Source organism: Gracilinema caldarium DSM 7334 (genome assembly GCF_000219725.1).
GTDB lineage: Bacteria > Spirochaetota > Spirochaetia > Treponematales > Breznakiellaceae > Gracilinema > Gracilinema caldarium.
This window is the reverse complement of sequence record NC_015732.1, coordinates 1,284,091-1,302,443: the sequence shown is the minus strand read 5'-3', so window position 1 is coordinate 1,302,443 and position 18,353 is coordinate 1,284,091. Positions and strand designations below refer to the sequence as shown.

The following is an 18,353-nucleotide window of genomic DNA, read 5'->3' as shown; positions in this document are numbered from 1 at the left end:
TAGGGGACTGAGGGAAACATCTAATGGGAAGTTATAAGGACGCCTCCAAGAATGAAGTATATAGAAGTACCTCTAAAATAAAAAAGCCGTCTTACATTGGTAAGACGGCTTATTACATGAGCTGCACTGGATTCGAACCAGTGACCCACGCCTTAAAAGGGCGTTGCTCTACCTACTGAGCTAGCAGCCCGTGCTCCGGTACACTACACGAAAGCTAAAATTTGGTCAATAGGTTTTCTATTTTTTAATACCTAAAAATAAGTCCCAGATCCACCGCATAGGTTGTCTGTACCCCTGGATCAAGGCCGAGCTCAACACCTCGCATAGCAAAATCAAACTGCATCACCGAAAAGTCTATTCCAAACCCAAGGGCAGGCAAGGCATCGGCGATTCCAGCCCTGAGACTTAACGCATCGAGAACCACCATTTCTATCCCTACACCGATATTTAGAATGGGATTTCGAGGAATAAGGGCCCAAAGATCGAGTATATCCCGATAATCAGCCATAAAGGTACATCGTGATACGTAGCGATTAAGCATATCGAACTGAGGGGTTACCGAAAAACCTATGTCTAGACTTGACTTGATCGTATTATAAGTACCGGAACCGCTTGCAGTATCTCCAGAAATAAACGCACTGGTAGAACTATAGGGGACCACCAATACCGGTGAATAGGCATCATGGTAGACAAGTGAAACAGCATAACTTCGATTATATTGATACAGGATTCCTAAATCGATACCTACTCCTAAAATATTAGTAAAGGGTTGGGTGTCAAGGGGATTGCCATTGAATAAATCAGTAACAGAAAGAATGGAAGCCTGTAAGGGTAAACGTCCTCGAACAAAGCCTTTCCCAAGAAATCCTACATCCAAGATGGAATTAGCTCTATTTATTACCCTGAATGAATAACCACCGGTCATTAAAAATTCTTCGGCAGCTTGGACCTTTATTGTAGATCCAAGGGTGGCCGCATCGGCTACGGTACGATTAAAAAGGCCAAACCCCAATCCCCGGCCAACCCAGCCGAAAGCAAGGGGACCTGAAAGGTTAAGCCCCGTTGCAAGCCCTCCCGGGCCTACAATACCAGAAATATCGAGGGATCCGGAGGAACCAAAATAGTTTACCAAGGTGTCGGCTATATCAAAGACGGGACCATATACGGAAAGGCTCAATTCGGAAACACTAAATTCTTCCTTTGCCTCAATAAAACCAGCTGGGTTGGTAAAGAGGGCGGTAAAATCATTTACCAGTGTCCCATGGCGGCCCCCCAGGGCAGCAAGCCGGGCATTAGGGAAATCGAAGGGCCGCTCCGGTAGGGCAAAGAGGGGTATAAGCACGCCAAGAGCCCAGACACAAAGCAGAAACAGATCGCGTATAGCGTATTGCATAACCAGGCGATGCCGCATCGATGACCTCCCGTCCTATGGTGTCAAGTTCAAGCCCGAGAGCATGTCCGCCAAGGGCCCCGTACCGCCAGAGGCTGCATAGGCTGTAGCGGCGGCCTCAGCCAGGGCGACCGCAAGGGTTTCTGTACCCGGATCTGGTGAATTGGGATCAAAACTATTAATATAACTCTCCACCCCGCCTGAAGCCTGGGCTTCGGCTGCCAAGAGTACAATAGCCGCCATGGCCAAGGCTTCTGGGGTAGCCTGAGCGACAAAGGCATTAAAGGCGCCGGTCCCTGGGTCCGGCAAAATTTGAGCCAGGAGGGCTGCGGATTCCCCCAGATTTGATAACCCTGCAATAGCGGTGGAAACTATTGGAATGATATCATCATCATTATCAAGCGCTTCCAGCAGGTCCCCCGTATTGGACAGGACCGCAGTAGCCACCCCGCTGGCGTTCGAGGCAACCTCGAGAGCTGCGGCCTGGAGAACCGCCGCATCGGCGGCAGAAGCTGCAGCAACCGCATCGGCAATCTTATCGAGCAGGGCGAGAGACTGATCAGGGTTGTTGGCTGATTTTTCCAAAAGCTCTTTTATATTGTCCGAACTTACGGTCGGGATAAGAGATGAGGGATCCCGAGCTGCCCAGGGGGCAAGACTCGTTGTAAAGAACTGTCTGCAGGAACCTAAGAAAAGCAAAGAAATGAAACCTATCAAAAAAAGAGACAGGTGTTTTTTTAAGAGGGCAAAATCCATTTTCAACCTCCCCTACGACAGCTCACTAGCTCCATACTATAAGTATATACCATTTATGCACAAATCATCAAATATAACCCTGGAATCTTTTCATGTATATCCATAAAACGTGTTATACTGCGTATCTAAACATCGAGCTACAACATCTATACTATCATGGGGGATATCATTTATAGGGTCAACAGAATCAATAGCCCTTTGTATTGTACAGGTAATGCTCTTCTTGGCGGTGGGATGGGACAATCCAGCCCCAAGAGGAATCCAAGCTTTTAAATAATTATCGGTAACCACCACAAAGCCATTATCGCTATGATTGTGTTCTACAATGGCCGACACTTTCTTTCCGATCCAGCGCGTTATGTAAGCAGCCTTTCCCTCTTCAGCCAGTTTCAGAAGCCGGTCCAACCGTTGCCCTGAGACCGTTTCGCTGACCCGGTCCTGCATCGTATAGGCTTCGGTTCCAGGCCGGGGTGAATAGGGAAAAGCATGGATCCAACTAAAATCCAGCTGTTTACACAGTTCATAGGTCTCTGCAAAGTCATCATCGGTTTCACCAGGAAAACCAGTAATGATATCACAAGCAATAAAGGGGTCCCCCTTCGCCTGCCGCAGTAATTCCACCGCTTTTTTCACCTTTTCTGCCCGGTACCGGCGACGCATTTTCTGTAAAATCCGATCACTGCCGGACTGCACCGAAAGATGGATATGGGGCCGTATCCGGGGATGGGCAAAAACTGCTGAAAACCGTTCATCAACCCCCTCTGGCTCGGTACTGGAAATGCGCAGGGCGATGCTTTTGGTTCCTCCGAGTAGATATTCCAGCAGGGCGGTAAAATCCATCGCTCCATCTTTATATTGATTCAAATTCACACCGGTGAGCACCACTTCGGCAAAACCATGGGCTTCCAACTGTTGGAGCCGTTCCAAAACCAGCGGTGCAGATAAACTTACGCTGCGGCCCCGGGCAAGCCGAACCCGACAGAAGGCACAAGCATTGTTACATCCATCCTGTATTTTAAGGAAAGCTCTGCTATGAAAGGAATAGTCCTGTACATTAAAACGGAAGGGGTCTACCGATTGAGGAGGAACAGCTCCCGACGTTTCCTGGGTCCCATACCAATCCAATATCCAACGGTGCATCAAGGGGATGACATTAACCGATGTACAACCATTGTCCATGAGGTAAGCCGGCAGATCGAGCAGAACCGATTTTAGGTCCCCAGAAACGACAAAGATACGGCCATCCGAAGCGAGGCTTTCCAGGGCCTTGCCGTCCAGCTGGGCATAACATCCCGTCGCAATGAGACAGGCCGCAGGATTGTCCCTGAGAGCTTTGCGGATCATGCGACGGGCCTTCTGCTCTGCTTTACTCGTTACGGTACAGGTATTAATTACAAAAATGTCAGCAGCATCACCCCAATCTACCAGGGCAAAGCCTTCCTTTTTAAAGGACTCGGCAATGGATTCGGTTTCGAGCTGGTTCAGTTTACAGCCCAGGGTATGAAAGCAAACGCTGAGCATGTATTACCGGCCTGTAAGGCTTTGTTTGCACCGTTCCAGTCCCCGCTGGGCATCGGCAAGATTCGGATTGAGTGAGAGGGCTTTCTCATAGGCAGCTATGGCATTCCGTACTTCACCAGCATTTTCCCGGGCAAATCCAAGCCTGTTCCACCAAAGGGCGTTTCCTGGCACATACCGGACCGCAGTGGTCAGGGCAATATCCGCATGGCGGTAACGACCAAGACGGATATAAAGTTCACCAAGAAAATAATAGACCACATCGATCCGACTCCCCTCGGGAGCAAGGGTTATATACTGCTGAAAATAGCGGACCGCTTCATTGTTGCGACCTTGAAAATAGGCGATTTCTCCCAGGATTTCGATAACCCGCACATCATATCGATTTAATTCAAGGCCTTTTTTTGCAAATCCCAGGGCTTCGTCATATCGGGCGAGCTTTACGAGACTCCAGCTCATAACCACGTAGGATTCCAAATTCGAGGAATTTTCCAGTATTTCTTGCTTACAGATCCCAATAGCTTCTTCATAATTACCATTCCGATACGCTTGAAGTGCATCGGGTTTTTCCTGGGCTTGTAAAAATAACGATAGGTTAACAAAAAAAAGGACCGTAAATAATCCACGCAAGTATAAATGTTTCTGTAAAGTACCCATGTATTATTCCGTTGCAGTTTCCTTAGTCATGGTGCAAGCACCGTTAAAATTACATCCGGTTTCCATATACACCTCTGGGGCGGTAACATTACCAACCAGTTTTCCTGAAGCGGTGAGTTCCACGCGGCCCGAGGCTTCTATGTTACCGGTGACGCTTCCGCTGATAATAATACGACTACCGGTGATATTAGCCTGAACGACCGCTCCTTCATCCACTACCAGGATATCCTTAGCCCGGATTTCGCCAGTAACATGTCCCTTGATAAGATAGGGTTTATCACATTCAAGGGTACCGGTGAATTCTATATCCCTGGATAGGATTGTATCAAAGTCCTCATCGTCTAATTTGTCATTCTGAACATCGGTCATGTGGCTCCTCCCGGATTTTTTCATCAATTTGTATGAGTTGTTGTGTAGAAGGGTCACCCAAGTCTTGCAGAGTATCAATAAAACCCTGTACTACCCGGCGTCTCATTTCTTGAGCAAAGGGATTCAATGTCTGCATATCTTCAAAAAGTACATGGGAATCTCGAACGCATTGTTTCGCTACACTATGCAATTTTTTGTACCATCGGGTCGCAATGGGGGTCTCAGGCAAACCGATTCGATACAGCGACCGACCCACAAAGTGGGTCAATGCCTGGCTATAGGCCGCTTCACGATCATGTTCTTCACAGGTCATCCGTACCACGGTGAGACCCAAACCAGCAAAGACATCTTCCCAAAACTGGGCCTGCCTTGCATCAAGCCTCAGGGGATCTATCATAATGGCAAGTCCCTCAAGACCATCCTTAGCAGATTCAGGACCAAACATGGGATGGGTTGCCAAAATTGGTGTCTCCTGAGGCAGGTATTCCAGGAGCCATTTTCCTGGTAAAACCTTTACCGAACAGGTATCAGCAATAATAGTATTTTTCGCCAGGTAAGGCGCTATAACCTGTAACACCTCAGGAACTGCACGAATGGTAACACAAAGAAATACTATAGGACAGTTTCCTAATGCTTCCAAACTTACCCGACGTACCCTCTGAGGCGGCTTAATATCCGGATCCCGATCATAGGCGATCACAGAAAAACGTTCTGATAAAAGACTTGCCCAGAAGGATCCAAAACGGCCCAACCCAAATACACCAACTGTCATAGATGAAAGTATATAGAAAGTAAGGCCCCTTCACAAGAGGAGTCACCTAAGTCGTGCAGTAGCATTTTATGAACAGGTCTATCATAGGGTGACTTAGAGAAGAGCACCCCGGGGCGACTTGCAGGAGCGCTTAAAGAAGAGTATTCTAAAAAGACCAAACAATAGATTGATGCATTGTTTGGTACCATGTATACAATTTTTACAAGGAGTCCATCATGGATTTTGTTAAAGAGATGAAAGAAAAAGCAAAAAAAATGCAGAAACGGCTAGTACTTGCGGAAGGAACCGAATACCGCACCGTACGGGCTGCCCGTATTATTCTTGATGAACATCTGGCTTCTTCAGTTACCCTGGTTGGCGCTACAGACGCTGTTAAGGCTGTGGCAGAAAAGGAAGGGGTATCCCTCCAGGGGATCATCATTGTAGATCCCTCCACATCAGACAAAAAAGACCAGTATGCACAGACCTATTACGAACTGAGAAAACATAAGGGAATGACCCCGGAACAGGCCAAAACTGATATTACAGCTCAACTCCGCTGGGGAGCCATGATGGTTCATCGAGGGGATGCGGATGCTATGGTGGCTGGTGCTGAGAGCACCACCGCCGATGTGCTGCGGGCAGGGCTAGCCATTATCGGCACCGTTCCCGGTTCCAAGACCGCATCTTCCTGCTTTGTCATGCAGAGCCCCGATAAAACCTGGGGTGTCGATGGGGCACTGATTTTCTCTGACTGCGCCGTAGTTCCCGATCCCACTGCAGAGCAGCTAGCAGAAATCGCCCTTTCTGCAGCTCAGTCTTGCCGGGAATTTCTCGGGGCAGAACCTGCTGTAGCGCTTCTTTCTTTCTCCACGAAAGGTTCAGGAGGAGACCACCCCGATGTTCTTAAGGTACGGGAAGCTCTGGAACTAGCAAAGAAACGAGATCCTTCACTCCTCATAGATGGTGAAATGCAAGCCGATGCCGCTCTGGTACCTTCAGTAACTGATAAGAAAGCGCCCGGCAGTCCAATACGGGGCAAGGTGAATACCCTCGTATTCCCTGACCTTGGAGCAGGCAATATTGGTTATAAATTGGTTCAACGGCTTGGAAAAGCGGAAGCCTTCGGGCCCTTCCTGCAGGGTTTTGCAAAACCAATCAGCGATCTTTCACGGGGCTGTTCTGTAGAAGATATCGTGGTAACCGCTGCAGTCACCCTTGCAAGGGTTAAATAAGAGCCTGTGCAAAGGAACAACGAAACCAATTATATTCAGAAAGCCTTAGAGCTGGGACGGCAAAGAGATTATTCCGGTGCAGCCCAGCTTCTGGAAGAAGTGCTCGCCCAGCAGGAAGCGGTAGAACCGGAAGTTGTACTGCTTCTGGGCAGAGCGTACCATACCTTACAACAATATCCCCGAGCGTTGGCATTGTTTCGCGATTATATTCGCCTAGAACCGAACACTGCACTAGGTTATTTCTTTGCAGGGAGGACATACCTTGCTCTGGGGATGAACCAGCATGCATTACCCCTCTTACGAAAAGCTCTGGATCTTCGCCCCAATGAGCCTCAGATACTGGCTATGCTTGGGATTGCCTGCCTTAAAAACAAGCGATCCAGAGAAGCAGTAGAATATTTACAAAAGGCAGTTGAACTCGCACCGGAAAATCAGAAATTCTATCGCTCCTATCTCAATGCACTCCTTGTGAGGGGAATTAAACTTTGTAGATTGGGAGAAACCGATCTTGGGACCCAGATGCTTCAGTTTGTGCTGGATAACGGCCTTGAAGCCCCCCTTCCCCATCTTGAACTGGGTCGTATATATCGGGAGTCAGGTCACTATGATCTTGCACTTGGACACTATTCTGCTGCATGTAAACTAGCTCCAGATGATGTCAGTATTCGATGGTATCGGGCTACGCTACTTATGGCTTTGAACAAGACCCAGGATGCATTGGAAGAAATTGAAACCATACGGGAACTCGGCGGTGAAGTACCGGAACTGAGTTGGAATGCCGAATTAGTTGAACGGTTTATGATTCGGTCTTTTCTTGCCGAAGGTGCATGGAGCAGGGCTGCCAAAGCCTGCGGACTTTGGTTGAGGAAACGAGGCTCTGACCCTATGATTCATGCCATGTACGCAGAAGCTCTTCGCAATATGGGGGATCTTGAAACTGCACATAATCACCTTTCCAAAGCTCTGGAGATGGCTGGCCAGCAAGTAGAACTCCGTTATGCCCAACTCATGCTTGCCTGGGAACGGGAAGATTGGAATACACTCCACAAAACCCTTACAATCCTACAGCGGTTACATGGTGATCCAGCAATTATTCAGCGATTCACAGCTCTTTTGATTGACCATACATCTCAGGATGACAAGACTGTAATTACCCAACTTCAGCAAGCGATTCGGACGACTGGTCCAAGTCCGGAGCTTATGTTTGCCCTTGCACAACGATATTTCCATGTCGGATTACCTGAGCTTGCAGAGGGATGGTATAAACGAACCATACAAGTACAGCCCAACCATGAACGGGCCTATCTTGGTTCTATTGCATCATTGGAACAGCTGGTACAGGATGATGAAAAGGATGCGGTGGAACAATTGATAGAACGCTATAAGTCCTATCTTGAACGTTGGCCCGATAATCGAAACATTCGCAGAGAATACGCCCTCTTCCTTATAAAACATGGGCAGTTTGAAATGGCTCAGACTGAATTGGAATCACTGTTTACATGGGATGTTACCAATACCACCCTCAGGCGGCTCCTGGCGTATGTATATCGTAAAAATCGACGGTATCGGGATGCGGCTATACTTCTTAAGGGAGTACTTAAAGAAGACCCACAAAACATACCAGTTCTTCTCGAATTCATCGGTTGTCTGGACAGATCAAACATGAAACAATACTCCTATGCTATACTTGAAAAAGCTGTAAAACATTTTAAACAATCTGTAGAGGTTGCCCTTGCCTTTGGGGACGCCGCACATCGGGATAAAAAAATTGAACAAGCCCTGGATGCTTATCGAGAAGCAGCTGCCCGGAATACTCTGGATCCACGGCCATATCATCGAATGGCCTATATATACAAAAAACAAGGAATTGTAGAAATGGCCGATCGGTATGAGAATGAGGCAAAAATACGGGAAAACGTAAAAAATAAGTTGCCGAATTCGAAAAAAAAACTATAATTAGGAACTGGAGGAAACAATGCCAAGCAAAGCGATGGATCTCTTCGAAGCATACGCTCAAGATAAACTACCAAAAGATGAGGGATATATTATTTCCTCATTTTTCAGCAATACGTCGGCCTACTCACGATATGAAATTGTTTCATATTCTGGGGTCAAATCAATTTATTTAACCGATGAAGGACTAACCTTTCAGACCAATGGCAAAAAATTACACGTACTTATTGAACCACCAAATTATCCTCACAAAGCTATAGAGCCCTATGTTCGGTCATCCCATGAACAGATTCCTTTACGGTTCAGTGAATTAGAACAGATAATTGCTAAGAACCAGACCAGGGTTATGATTGCAAAAAAACCGATCATTTCATTTTCATCATTTACCATTTTAAAACCAACTGGCATTAACTTTGCCTTAGCCTTTTATAGTTTACCTGATTTATATGACACCCTTGCCATATTCTTCGAAAAAACCTACAACAAAGAAGCAGGAGTTCCCATGGCCGATGCAAAAAAAGCCGCGGTGAAAACTGTGGATATAATTAAAAATACTATGAATTTTACCGGCGATTTTAACCAGGAATAATTTAAAATATAGCAATTATCCGGGAATATTTATGTATTAAAAATGGTAAAGTTGATTTTGTGTATTCGAAATGAACGGGGCTGTCCTTACTCATGGACAGCCCCTCTTTTTTAAGACCCCCTAATTTGTCCTTTCAAGTTCTGCCTGAGCAACTGCAAGCAACGCTATAGGAACTGAATAGGATGAACAGGATACATAATTCAATCCTGCATCAATACAGAACCGGACATTGGCTGGATTTGCACCATGTTCACCGCAAAGCCCACAGACCAGATCGGGTCTTGTCATCCTACCCCGCTCTACAGCCATAACGATGAGTTCCTTAACCCGAGGATCCAGGGTGCTAAAGGGATTCCCTTCCAGGAGATCAAAGAGGGTATAGTCAGGCATAAAGGAGGTAAAGTCATCACGGGAAATGCCAAGGGTGGTTTGGGTAAGATCATTGGTACCAAAACTGAAGAATTGGCCATATTTTGCAATTTCACCAGCCCCAAGGGCGGCAGCAGGCAATTCAATCATGGTACCAATTCGATAAGGAATCGGTTTTTTCTGTAATTCACTTCGGATCTCCTCTTCTACATCAACAATACCATGATAATTTTTCCCTTCAATCTTTTTACCAAAGGCAATAAGTTTGAGTTCATTGGCATTCATCACAATAGGAACCATGATTTCAGGGAATACTTCAATTTTTTCATCGCGCAACTTAAAAGCAGCTTCGAAAATTGCCTTTACCTGCATTGCATAAATTTCTGGATAGGAAACGGCAATACGACAGCCCCGATGCCCCAACATCGGATTAAATTCTGCAAGGGCTTCGATCCTTGCCAATAATTCAGCTTTATTAGGTTTCTTGCCTTTAGTTTTTTCTAGATAGGTCATAAATGCAGCAAGCTCTTCATCATTGTGAGGCAGGAACTCATGCAGTGGTGCATCCAGGAGCCGGATGGTGACCTCTTTGCCGGCCATAGCCTTAAAGATCCCATAAAAATCATCCCGCTGCATTGGTCGAAGTTTTTCCAAAACAGTAGAACGTTCTTCCAGAGAATCTGATAAAATCATTTCCCTAAACACGTTAATCCGATCCTTATGGAAAAACATATGTTCGGTCCGGCAGAGACCTATACCCTCTGCTCCAAAGGAGAGCGCCAGATTGGCATCCCGCGGACTATCAGCATTCGCCCGTACATGGAAACCATTGACAAACTGTTTAGCAATGGAAATAAACTCAAGAAGGCCTGATTCAGAAGGATCCGGTTCTATCAATTTAGCTTGCCCCAGATACACCGTTGGATCACCATAATAGGGTACGTTCAAGGTAATATAATCACCTTCTGAGAAACTGATATCCCCAATCGTTGCTTTCTTCCCCCGAATTTTCATGGCAGGAATAACAACCGATACCTTCCCATACTGGCGAGCTACGACTGAAGCATGGGCCGAATAACCACCTTCACAGGAAAGAACCCCCGTAGCAACCTCAATGGCTTTAACATCATCAGCAAAGGTTGCTGGCATTACTAGAATGAATCGATGGTCTTCATTTTTCTGCAATGCTACTTTATGGGCTTCTAGAAGTGCATCGGTGCTGAAATATACCCGCCCAATAGCAGCTCCAGGAGCTCCTGCGATACCTCCACTCCATTTGGGAAGTCCCTTTATCGCTGAAGGATCGATGATCGGATGGAGTATTTCATTCAGCCGAGGTGGTTGAATTGCTTTGACCACATAGGTATTATCTATAATTTTACGCTTAGCAAGATCGAGCAACAATTTAATATCTGCCTGGGTAGATTTCTGATCTACCGGACGTTGTTCAATCAGCCACAGTTTACCCTTCTCTACGGTGAAGCGAATTTGACGAATTTCTTTAAATTTATCCTCTAAGGTCCAGGCGATTTTCTGAAGTTGTTTTAAATGTTCCGGACCAATTTTTTCAATATCTTGTCCTGTCGCTCCTATTTCATTAAATTTTTCACGATAAAATTCACCCTGCAGTTTTTTTTCACCGGTTACGATGTTTCTGCTGAAAAAAGCCCCAGAACAGGAATCCTTGCCATAGTTTCCGTACACCATAGGCTGAATCATGAGAGCTGTATCATTATCATTTTGACTATCCAAAGAAAGCAATTTTGAGAGCTCTCGAAGGGTAATCATGAGCTGATTATCGGCGGAGTCAAAAAATTCCGCTGGCACATAGGGGCCATAAAAATCCATATATTCCAGAGCTGATTTTGCAGGATGTTCCGAATCAATTTCCTTAGCGAGTTTAGCAAGTAAATCCTTATAAGTAGTTAATTTTTCAGTATCATTCACGATTGATGCTAGTTGTTCTTCTATTTTTAAAATACCCCTTACCATAAAAAGAACTTCATGGGCGGCGAAGGTTTCTCCAACCCATTTTGCAAAACCTGGAATCACCGATCGTACAAGACCAAAATTATGCAGTGTAGGATAATTAGAAACAGCAAGGTTCGAAGAGACAACAATTTTAATAAGCATAGGATTCTCAGGATCCCCAAACTTTTTTCCAACAATCGAAGCACATTTTTCCAATAAAAATTTAACATCCTTTTTAATATCAACTTTATCGAGCTGAGACGCTAATTGCGTATTTATGATAAAACCAGGAAGAATTGGAAAACCAAGTTCAGCAAATTCGTTGGCCTGTCTACCACGAATGCCTAATAATTCGCTATCAACTTTTTTAGGAATCACATCGAGGGAACTAAAGAAATGTATACGGTTATCCATTTAATCCTCCTGAACTTAGAACAACTTTAAAACAGTACTAACCGGCCCTTTTAGAAACGCTTCAAATTGTGGACTGGCGCCTTGCATAAGATATCGCTGTAATTTTGCAACATCTTTTATATCTTTACCAGCAACGGCAAACTGGATAGTACTCCCATGTTTTACCTTTCCCCATTTGAACAGGGAATTTATATTGATGATCCGTTCTCCTTCATAATAAATATAAACTTCGAGATCAGGATATTTGGTTTTATAGCTTTCAATAATACGTTTCCATGCTTCTACATTACCATTGTGAAATAGTTCGTTTTGTACAACCACTGAATACATAGGGGTCATACGTAGTGCAGAGGTTTGTGATGAGCCCTGTGCTACAGGAGCAGTAGTTTGGACAGGTGTTTTTTCTTTCTTTTCTTGTATACCTTTTCGAGATTTTATTGTATTTCCTACCGGTTTTACTGTTTCAGACTTTTTTTGAGCCTTTGGTTGTTTAACGGTGAATTCACCCTTATATAACGCTTCTGGAATTTTTACTTTCATGTCCTGAAACATGGCCAATACAAGTTGTGCTGCCCTTTCACAGAGCTCATCGGTTGGTTTTCCCATTTTACCAACAAAAACAACTAATAGTTCATGTTTTTTTAAAGTTCCTAGAGATAACAAACTTTCTTTTCTTTTCGGGTTTGCAATTAACACCCCCATATCAGGGTGATAATAAGTTATAACAATATCAACTGCCTTCCAGCGGGCAATTTCGTCTGTGAAACTTGAAATGTCTTTAGCAACGTCAGTAAGATTTGCCGATGCAGTTTTATAGCCCATTTTATCAGCTAATAGCATCCTTAAAATTACTGGTCGCTGTTCATTTGTAAGATCTTCGCCTTCTTCTTCTAAAATATCTGCAAGGTTAGTGCTTGTCGAAAGAGTATCGATAATGGATAAGGTTTTTTTTATATGCCGTACTGCAGTGTTAAAACCATTTCGTGTGGATAAAACATCCAAAGATCCCGCCATCTGTGTCATATAGTAGCCTCCTAGAAAAAACGCCCCCATTTTAGGGGGCGTCATCATTGAGCCGTTCGAGCTTAGACTTCTTTTAAGCCATCACTTCCGGCAGAACGGGATTTTCGACCCCGTTTTGCAGGTTTTGCATCAACTACACCTTTAGCAGCCCTACCGCGGGGTTTCGATACCTTAGGAGCAGGTTCAGCTAAGGTAGAAACAAGATTTTTATTATCTTCAGCGTTCAGCATATCCAGGTATGCCTTACCTGGGTCAAGAGCAGCCGGTCCTTCTTCAGGAGTTGCAGCAAAGGACTGGGCAATATCCTGACGGACCGTAGACCGGCGGCGGCTGAAGGAAGCAAAAGCTGCATCCTGGAATCCCTTGGATACACCATGGAGGAATTCATTGAGCACGTTGGCCATACCATCCAAGGTAGCCTTTTTCCGCTTAATGGAAGTAATATCCACATCCAAAAGCAAACCGGGCTGGATATGATAGGGGTTAATCATATAATCAAAGCGGTTAAATTCCTTTTCAAGGAAGTTAAGCCGTTCTTCCATAACCCGGCGCTGAATCGGATACTGATATCCATACATATTCTTCATTTTTTCCCGCATTAGAATCAGCTTGTGCCGCAGCTTGTCCTTTTCGTAGAGATAGGTGCGGTTCATCCGTTCAACTTCTGTTTCAGCGGGTTTTATGAAGGAAATTTCGTCCCATACCTTGGCGATATCTTCGTACAGAGGATCACCGGTCCGTTCCTTAATGTTCTTGCGGATCTTCTTCTTGTAAATCTTAGCCAGATCTGCAAAGTCAGTTACCCGGGTAAGGAACTTGGAATCTTCATAGATCATATCCAGCACATCCCACAGATGTTGAACTTCAGTTTCGAAGCTCTTGAGCTGGACATCATAGGCTTTCCGTTCTTCGATAAGCTGGGCATTATCATAATAACGAAGCCTGATCTGATACCGTTCATCGGGAAGGTTGGCCACATCGGTGTCTTCATATTCCCGGATAATGAGTTCCCGGGCATTCTTGAGGTTTTCGATGTACTGATACCCCATTTTGGAAGTATCCAGAATAGAGGTAATCGAGTTGATGGCTGTATTGAAACCCCGGTTACGGATATTTTCCATATCCACAATTTTCTTGATATTTTCCCGGACATTGAGCTGATCAAAGGTGGCAGGGTCAATTTCTGCACGGAGGTCATTGATCCGATCCATGAGCGCTTTGGCAATAATGCTGTACCGCTTAGACTTGGGATCATCAGCCTTGTCATCGGTGTAATTTTCTACCTTATTGATCTTGGCGAAGATAATTTCACTGTCTGAAAGCTCATCAAGGCCCTGATCAATCCGCTCATCTTTAAGCTTCTCGATTTCCTTATCGATGGTATCGATAATATGTTTGGAAATGAGATCTTTAATGAGGTATTCGACGGTTACCTGATAATGGAAAATTGGGCTAATAAGCTCGGAATCCAGAATGTTCACTGAAAGCTTTACATCGGTTACGGTCTTGGGTTTTACAATGTTGTCCTTAAAGGCACATTTTACAACAGAGTAGGCGTTTTCACCCCGAATAAAGGCACCAACGTCAGTTTTCTGGCGAAGCAGGCTGTTGGTAAGGTTCTCCAGGTCATTGATACCCCGCTGGATATGCCCCTGCAGGTGTCCATACATATTAACGATGGACTTTTCGATTTCACCGGTATTGAACTTATCCGCACCACCGACCTGGTCGAGAAGGTCTGCAATTTCCTTGGGAGTATACCGGGCAAGGACCTTTGTTTCTTCCTTGTCGATATAGTTCCGGATTTTTTTGACCATTTCATCTTCGGCGGTTACCATGTACCGATTGAACATGTTCTGGTAATTCTGGTTGAAGTAGTTATACAACTTCTCCTTAATACCACCCATAACATCCAACCGTTCCAGTACTTCCTTCGGAAGTTTGGCCTGGAGATGGTGGAGTACTTTATTCGTTTCCTCTTCGAGGAGTTGGTTCACTTCCTTCTGCTGGTCCCGGTATTCCTGGGCTAACGAGTTCCGTGAACCTACAGCACTCGGTTTCTCGGGATGAAATACATTCGGGCTCTTGGGCAGGTCAATGGCTCCCATAATCCTGACTCCTTATTAACGGTGATTCCGTTTGATTTACAATCCTTACTCTATTAGATTATCAACATTGGCGTAAAAATGTAAAGCGTTTTTTATTTTTTTGTGCCATCTTTACGCAAAAATGTGTTAAAGTAAGGATATATGAGAAGTATAACACGAAGTAGACGATTTTGGATATCTTTTTTTATGCTCTTTTGCTTCAGTTTTTTTAATTATGCTGAAGATGTACGGAGCGGTCCTATCGATTTGTATCTCATTATAGATACAAGTTCTTCCCTCTCAAGCCATTATGCAGAAGCCCTGTCCTGGATACGCAGCAGCCTCTTGGATTCCATACTGCAAAAAGATGATATGATCACCATTATCAGCGCAGGAACAACAACACACATTCTATCTGACATCACCTTTACAGGTCCAGAAAGTTCCCAGGGTCTTGAAAAATCCTTACAAAGTATTAGGCTCCAAGATGCATATGCAAATCTGGCAGGCGCAATTAAAGAGGCAAGACGAAGGGATCTCACAAAAGTCCATCCTAAGGCTCTTGGGGTTGCACTTTTAATTACTGGAACAGATAACACAACAGCGGTTCATGAGAAAAATGACAAGGAATTGGAAGATCTTTTACGATATTCCAAAGTAGATGATTTTCCTGGCTGGAAACTCGTTGTTATTGGTCTTAATTTAGATGGAAAAATTAAGGCTGCAACTACAGAATATCAGGCTTTTCTGAATTCTCTAGAGCAGCGAAATTAATACCAAAGGATATGACTTTGAAAACGGTTCGGGATATTCTCGGATTCATTAATACCTATGATTCATTCATTATTACAACCCATACAGGGCCAGATGCAGATGGTATAGGTGCTGAGATTATCATGTATCATCTATTAAAAACAATGCAAAAGCGCGTTCATGTGATTAATGCTGATCCTGTTCCGATCCGTTTTGCCTTTTTAGATCCCGATGGCATTATCGAACATTGGGATAGCAGCCGGCATTTTCATCTTCCCGAACTTGGTGGGATAATCATTGTAGACACCTCTGATGAATTTAACCTCGGCTGCATGCTTGATGAGGCTTTGCCTCACGCGCAAGGGGTGTATATCATTGATCACCATGAGCAAAGCCCCTTCACTCATCTTGATGGTTACATAGATGCGAGTGCCGCATCGACGACCCAAATACTTATCGATCTGGTTCAAGCTGCGGATCTTCCCATTACCAAAGATGTAGCTATTCCTGCCTATGCGGGCTTACTTTATGATACCGGGTCCTTTATCTATTCAAAAACTACCGCAAAGACCTTTGAAACTGCCCTTTTATTGGTACAATCCGGTGCAATACCCCACGAAATTTACCGAGATTTATTTGAAAGCAATAGTATTTCCGTGCTTTTATTACAAAAAAGGGTCCTCTCGAGTCTTGAAATCCTCGGAAATGGTAGTCTTGCGGTACAGGTCATGACAAAGAAGGATTTGGAAGAAACCAATGCCTCCTATGAAGATGCAGAAAATTTCATCAATATTCCATTACAAATTAAAGAAATAGAAGTATCTATTCTTATTAAACAGAATCGGGAAGGTTTGGTACGTTGTTCGCTTCGGTCTAAAGGGAAAGTGAATGTGTCATTATTGGCCCAACAGTTTAACGGGGGAGGTCATAAAATGGCCGCTGGCTTTAAAAGCAGTTTGGGACTTGAAGAAACCCGTACAATGGTGATACAAAAGGTACTGGCAGCTTTAGGAATGGCATGAAACATAGGCATATCAATTTATTTGTTCCCCTCTTTTTCATTATAACGGCGGGTGTTATTGTTTTTTTTCTCATCAATAAACAACATTTTTCTAATCAAGTTGAATTGACTCGTCAAGCAAGGGTTATTACGCCCCAATTACAAACTGAGAAAGCCGATACGGTAGAAGATTCTGCTGCAGAACTGATGGCCTTTGAAGATTTAAACCTTTCTAAGATTGCTTTGGCTAGTGATGAACAAGTAGTTGCAATCATCACTCAAAATTTGGATAGTGATCCCCAGGATGAACAGGTTATTGCTTTCAGAAAAAATACTGATACGGCTTCAACATTGAGTATTGCATATATTGATTTTGATGAAAGTACCGGTATTTATAAAAAAGTATGGGAACAGCCTTCGATTGCCACAAAGCCAAGAACAGCACGGCTTCTCATTAAAGATCTTTTAGGGAACAGAAGTAATTGTATTATCCTAGAAGGACTTAATGATTCGGGCGAACAAACACTAACTGCATTTCTTTTGCCAAGTTCTGGTAATGTACTACGTAAGATTGCAGAACTCAAGGTTGATGGTTCTATTGTCATTAATGAGGCAGAACGGAGCCAGGCGTATCAATTGGGAATTGCATCAGGATCAGCTTTTACAATTTCGACCTATGGCAGAGATTTGGAATCAACCAATCTTATGGATCAGATCGAAATAAAATACGCCTATAATAATGAGTCCGGTGTCTACGAACGGATTGGGACTGCAAGAATTGCGGGGAATCAAATAGAACAACGGCAAATCCGGGAACTGCTGGATGGTACCGCTGGGAAATTTGAACAGTTCCTCTCTGGGCTCTGGTTTTATACTGGTTCTCAGGAAGATGCAAAACGGTATGTTTATTTTGATCCTGTAAAACGAGAAATAATCTTTCATGAAGATACGACCCAGGAAATTTACCGCTGGCAAAATTCAAGTCCCACCAGATATGGCGTTTACATAAGCAGTCAGAATCTTTCGGTTACTACCTTACGGCGCTTAATAGATATTAGTCTTGAATCCCGGGATAGTATCGCTATCCGCATTTTTGAGGATGTACAATTAAAAATTGGTATTAGCGGCCATTGGGATGGGGTATATCAAAAAGTGAGCCAAACTACAACATTCAATCCCGAAGCCAAATCGGTACCTTCCTGGATTTCTGCCCGATACGAGGGTAGTACAGGTACTCTGTTGTTTGATACCAACGGTATGTTTGAAAAAATAAGCCAGGGGAAATCGATAAAAGGAAATTATTCGTTCTATTTGCAGGATGGTGTTGAATTATTAGAATTGCGTTATTCAGGAATTACCAGTTCAACAAATCGAGAAGTATATAAGGTAGCTCGACGACAGATTAGCAAAGGATCTGTACCACAACAGGTTATGGAATTAACCAGGGTTCAGCTTAGCGTGAAAGGAATAGAAAATTACAATGAAGGAACGCTGCTTTATACGCTCATTCGACAGTGA

General features: G+C 44.2%; 15 protein-coding genes and 1 tRNA gene. 6 read left to right on the top strand and 10 right to left on the bottom strand.

From position 1 onward, the window contains the following. Nucleotides 1-117: 117 nt before the first annotated feature. The 7 genes from SPICA_RS05885 to SPICA_RS05855 all read right to left on the bottom strand — a co-directional run bounded on the left by SPICA_RS05885 (nucleotide 118) and on the right by SPICA_RS05855 (nucleotide 5,462). Nucleotides 118-190, bottom strand: a tRNA-Lys gene (locus tag SPICA_RS05885). Between the two features lie 54 nt (nucleotides 191-244). Further along, complete coding sequence (locus tag SPICA_RS05880; RefSeq protein WP_013968610.1) at nucleotides 245-1,411, bottom strand: hypothetical protein; 1,167 nt, start codon at nucleotides 1,409-1,411, stop codon at nucleotides 245-247. A gap of 15 nt (nucleotides 1,412-1,426) precedes the next feature. Next, nucleotides 1,427-2,146: a hypothetical protein gene (locus SPICA_RS05875; RefSeq protein WP_013968609.1), complete on the bottom strand. Its 720-nt coding sequence runs from the start codon at nucleotides 2,144-2,146 to the stop codon at nucleotides 1,427-1,429. 90 nt (nucleotides 2,147-2,236) lie between these two features. Then, complete coding sequence (gene mtaB, locus SPICA_RS05870) at nucleotides 2,237-3,667, bottom strand: tRNA (N(6)-L-threonylcarbamoyladenosine(37)-C(2))-methylthiotransferase MtaB (protein ID WP_013968608.1); 1,431 nt, start codon at nucleotides 3,665-3,667, stop codon at nucleotides 2,237-2,239. 3 nt (nucleotides 3,668-3,670) lie between these two features. Next, nucleotides 3,671-4,321 carry a tetratricopeptide repeat protein gene (locus SPICA_RS05865; RefSeq protein ID WP_013968607.1) on the bottom strand — a complete coding sequence of 217 codons (651 nt, stop codon included), beginning with the start codon at nucleotides 4,319-4,321 and terminating at the stop codon, nucleotides 3,671-3,673. Between the two features lie 3 nt (nucleotides 4,322-4,324). Further along, complete coding sequence (locus SPICA_RS05860) at nucleotides 4,325-4,690, bottom strand: bactofilin family protein (RefSeq protein ID WP_013968606.1); 366 nt, start codon at nucleotides 4,688-4,690, stop codon at nucleotides 4,325-4,327. Then, the gene (locus tag SPICA_RS05855) at nucleotides 4,671-5,462 is read right to left on the bottom strand and encodes a prephenate dehydrogenase/arogenate dehydrogenase family protein (RefSeq protein WP_013968605.1); all 792 of its coding nucleotides are present in this window, start codon (nucleotides 5,460-5,462) and stop codon (nucleotides 4,671-4,673) included. The genes SPICA_RS05860 and SPICA_RS05855 overlap by 20 nt, the downstream gene beginning before the upstream one ends. Before the next feature lie 215 nt (nucleotides 5,463-5,677). Here SPICA_RS05855 and pta point away from each other — a divergent pair, with 215 nt between their 5' ends. Genes pta through SPICA_RS05840 form a run of 3 tightly spaced genes read left to right on the top strand, consistent with a single transcriptional unit; the run spans nucleotide 5,678 to nucleotide 9,218 of the window. Beyond that, on the top strand, nucleotides 5,678-6,676 hold the full coding sequence (gene pta, locus SPICA_RS05850; RefSeq protein WP_013968604.1) for a phosphate acetyltransferase: 999 nt from the start codon (nucleotides 5,678-5,680) through the stop codon (nucleotides 6,674-6,676). Between the two features lie 6 nt (nucleotides 6,677-6,682). Next, nucleotides 6,683-8,632 carry a tetratricopeptide repeat protein gene (locus SPICA_RS05845; RefSeq protein ID WP_013968603.1) on the top strand — a complete coding sequence of 650 codons (1,950 nt, stop codon included), beginning with the start codon at nucleotides 6,683-6,685 and terminating at the stop codon, nucleotides 8,630-8,632. Between the two features lie 19 nt (nucleotides 8,633-8,651). Beyond that, nucleotides 8,652-9,218 carry a hypothetical protein gene (locus SPICA_RS05840; protein WP_013968602.1) on the top strand — a complete coding sequence of 189 codons (567 nt, stop codon included), beginning with the start codon at nucleotides 8,652-8,654 and terminating at the stop codon, nucleotides 9,216-9,218. Nucleotides 9,219-9,338: 120 nt separating this feature from the next. On the opposite strand, the gene SPICA_RS05835 is transcribed toward SPICA_RS05840, so the two are convergent. The 3 genes from SPICA_RS05835 to cfpA form a co-directional block, all read right to left on the bottom strand. Continuing rightward, nucleotides 9,339-11,972: a putative PEP-binding protein gene (locus tag SPICA_RS05835; protein ID WP_013968601.1), complete on the bottom strand. Its 2,634-nt coding sequence runs from the start codon at nucleotides 11,970-11,972 to the stop codon at nucleotides 9,339-9,341. Nucleotides 11,973-11,987: 15 nt separating this feature from the next. After that, entirely contained in the window at nucleotides 11,988-12,995 is a 1,008-nt protein-coding gene (locus tag SPICA_RS05830) for a hypothetical protein (protein WP_013968600.1), read from the bottom strand. Between the two features lie 62 nt (nucleotides 12,996-13,057). Then, nucleotides 13,058-15,103, bottom strand: coding sequence for a cytoplasmic filament protein CfpA (gene cfpA / locus SPICA_RS05825; protein ID WP_013968599.1), 2,046 nt, complete (start codon nucleotides 15,101-15,103; stop codon nucleotides 13,058-13,060). 141 nt (nucleotides 15,104-15,244) lie between these two features. Here cfpA and SPICA_RS05820 point away from each other — a divergent pair, with 141 nt between their 5' ends. From SPICA_RS05820 to SPICA_RS05810, 3 genes are read left to right on the top strand one after another with little or no spacing between them, the layout of a single operon-like run. Then, complete coding sequence (locus SPICA_RS05820; protein ID WP_156789633.1) at nucleotides 15,245-15,856, top strand: vWA domain-containing protein; 612 nt, start codon at nucleotides 15,245-15,247, stop codon at nucleotides 15,854-15,856. Between the two features lie 11 nt (nucleotides 15,857-15,867). Then, nucleotides 15,868-16,857, top strand: a complete 990-nt coding sequence (locus SPICA_RS05815) for a DHH family phosphoesterase (RefSeq protein ID WP_013968597.1) — start codon at nucleotides 15,868-15,870, stop codon at nucleotides 16,855-16,857. Beyond that, entirely contained in the window at nucleotides 16,854-18,353 is a 1,500-nt protein-coding gene (locus SPICA_RS05810) for a pallilysin-related adhesin (protein ID WP_013968596.1), read from the top strand. Before SPICA_RS05815 ends, SPICA_RS05810 begins: the two co-directional genes overlap by 4 nt.